This window comes from Cereibacter sediminicola, from assembly GCF_007668225.1.
GTDB lineage: Bacteria > Pseudomonadota > Alphaproteobacteria > Rhodobacterales > Rhodobacteraceae > Cereibacter_A > Cereibacter_A azotoformans.
In genome coordinates, this window is record NZ_VDEK01000085.1 from 1 (window position 1) to 2,234 (window position 2,234).

Sequence of the window (2,234 nt, forward strand, 5' to 3'; positions counted from 1 at the left end):
GCCGAGGCATTCGCCTTAGCGGCTTAACATGTGCAGATTCCGCTGGGTCGATACAGTCGTTCACATCGCAACGAACGGCGGCTTCCCGCCCCTTTTGTGCATCTTCATAAAGAATGGCGCCTTGCGGAAAACCTTTTTGCTGTACTGTCAACCGACGAAAGTTCGATTTCTGTTCCATCTCACTGAGCGCGACCCCGGTCGAAGTGTTCAGGTCAGTCGTCCGGAAAAATGATTAATTACATCGCCTTAAGGAGAATTCACCAAACTCGCGCAGTCATGAGGTCCGGAGAGTATCGGCTCTGAGAGACCGTTTCCGAGCCTCTTTGCGCTGGCGGCGGTGCTCAGCCTCTCCCGCATAACCCTCGAAAACAACGGAAAAATCCGGCCGCAGCCGGATCGAGAGAACGCTTTCGCGGGGGCAAGTGGCGGAGGGGGTGGGCCTGGTATCCAACCTTCTCCACCTCAGACAGTTTCGCCTGACAGAACAGATCGAAACATTTTCAATGACTTACGATAAGTAGTCGTCCTTGAGCCGTGCCATCTGGTGCATGCGTTCGTGCAGGACGGTCACGATGCCGGTGTCGCCGTTGGAAAGCCGCCGCCAGTACACGAAATGGCGCTCGTAGCGGAAGAAGTACCCCTCCACCCCGAACTCGGCCGGTACGGGTCTCGACACGACGCCCCGCGTCTCAATCTGTTCGAAGGCGGCGAACAATCCGGTGATGTAGGTCTCGGCCTGCGCCTCGCCCCAGCGGTCGCGGGTGTAGCGGTAGATCTCGTCGAGGCGTAGCGAGGCCGCCTCCTGGACGCGGATCGCCATCCGATCAGGTCCGGTTCCGGGCAATCACCTCGGCGGCGGTCAGAGGCCTGTAGCTGTCCTCGGGCGCGGCGAAGGCGCGGTTCAGCTCGGCCTTGAGGCGGTCGAAAGCCTCGCGCTCGGCGCGCTCCTTGTCGCGGCGGATCAGGTCGCGGATGTACTCGCTGACGTTTTCGTAGTCCCCGTCCTCGCCGACATTGGTCGCCACGAACTCGCTCAGGGCGCCGCTTACGCGGACTGTCATGGTGGTGGTGCGGGACATGGCGTGCCTCCTTCTAGCATGTATTCAAGATAACCAAAAACGAACACGACCGCAAGCTCGGCGGCACACGGCCCTGCGCGATCCGCGGGGCCGCTGACGATGCGCCTAGTCCTAGTCATCCTCCAGCACCACCCTGTCTGCCAGGACCAGCAGCACGATCAGCACGGCCTCGGAATGACGTGCAAGGGACACAAGGGGTGCTCGCCGCTCGGGCCTCGCTCGCCCTGAAACCAGTACTTCACCGTCCGCTCGCTGGCGCCCGTCCAGCGCATCGCCGACTTGATCGCGCGGTGCGTCGATCCGAGTTCCACGTGCAATGCCATGGCAATGGCGCGTCTATAGTCATCCGGAATTTCGTCCAGGTGCACAATTGTGCCCATCTTCGGCACAACTGTGCCCATCTTGATCCGCACCTTCATGTTCCTCTCCGCTAAATACTTGGAGAGCCAACAAAACGGCAGAATCCATATGTGTCCGCGACGGCGCCATTGAGCGGCCACTCAAGGGCGATCGATCTTATAAGGGGATGGCGATGACCTGCGAGATCACCGCGCAGCCGCAGGCAGACCTGCCTGCGCCCTCTCCGACGACGATCCAGCCTGCCAAGCGTTATGGGAGGGCATTGCTGCGTTCAGGACGCACCGCGCCAAGTGAGAAACGAGTGGCCGGTTGCGGGGAGGCTGGTCGCGTCCTCGATTGGCCGAGCCGCAAATCGAAAGGCTGAGCCGGGCGGAACGCATGCGAGGTCAAGGCGGCATCAGACAGATGGAAAACGGTCCGGCAGAGCCGGACGTGCCCGCCGTCGCCTATGTCCGGATGTCGACCGATCACCAGAAGTACTCGACCGAGAACCAGCTGGACGTCATCCGCAGCTACGCTTCCACCCGCGGCCTGCAGATCCTGCGTGTGTTCGAGGATTCAGGGCGTTCCGGTCTTCGGCTCGACGGCCGCGAGGCGCTGCAGAACCTGATGGCCGAGGTCCAATCCGGCCATGCCGACTTCAAGGCGATCCTCGTCTATGATGTCAGCCGCTGGGGGCGCTTTCAGGATGCCGACGAGGGTGCCTACCACGAGCACGTCTGTTCCCGCGCGGGCATCCGGTGTTGATTTCCACGCAGAACTGACCCGGGATTTCCATTGAGAAGTGACCCGGCT

The 2,234-nt window shown here is 61.4% G+C and carries 2 protein-coding genes and 2 pseudogenes; 1 reads left to right on the plus strand and 3 read right to left on the minus strand.

The features are described 5' to 3' along the window. Positions 1 to 508: 508 nt before the first annotated feature. The 3 genes and pseudogenes from FG154_RS20285 to FG154_RS20295 all read right to left on the minus strand — a co-directional run bounded on the left by FG154_RS20285 (position 509) and on the right by FG154_RS20295 (position 1,498). Positions 509 to 820, minus strand: a complete 312-nt coding sequence (locus FG154_RS20285) for a type II toxin-antitoxin system RelE/ParE family toxin (protein WP_145111905.1) — start codon at positions 818 to 820, stop codon at positions 509 to 511. A gap of 4 nt (positions 821 to 824) precedes the next feature. Then, positions 825 to 1,079 carry a ribbon-helix-helix domain-containing protein gene (locus FG154_RS20290; protein ID WP_145111908.1) on the minus strand — a complete coding sequence of 85 codons (255 nt, stop codon included), beginning with the start codon at positions 1,077 to 1,079 and terminating at the stop codon, positions 825 to 827. A 111-nt stretch (positions 1,080 to 1,190) separates the two neighbouring features. Beyond that, positions 1,191 to 1,498: pseudogene (locus tag FG154_RS20295) on the minus strand (XRE family transcriptional regulator). Between the two features lie 346 nt (positions 1,499 to 1,844). Here FG154_RS20295 and FG154_RS20300 point away from each other — a divergent pair. Continuing rightward, positions 1,845 to 2,180, plus strand: a pseudogene (locus tag FG154_RS20300) (recombinase family protein); the annotation flags it as partial. Between the last annotated feature and the right edge of the window lie 54 nt (positions 2,181 to 2,234).

Bases quoted from the DNA above. Each gene is read 5' to 3' on its own strand.
- FG154_RS20290 (WP_145111908.1), bottom strand. From the start codon at position 1,079: ATGTCCCGCACCACCACCATGACAGTCCGCGTAAGCGGCGCCCTGAGC.
- FG154_RS20285 (WP_145111905.1), bottom strand. From the start codon at position 820: ATGGCGATCCGCGTCCAGGAGGCGGCCTCGCTACGCCTCGACGAGATC.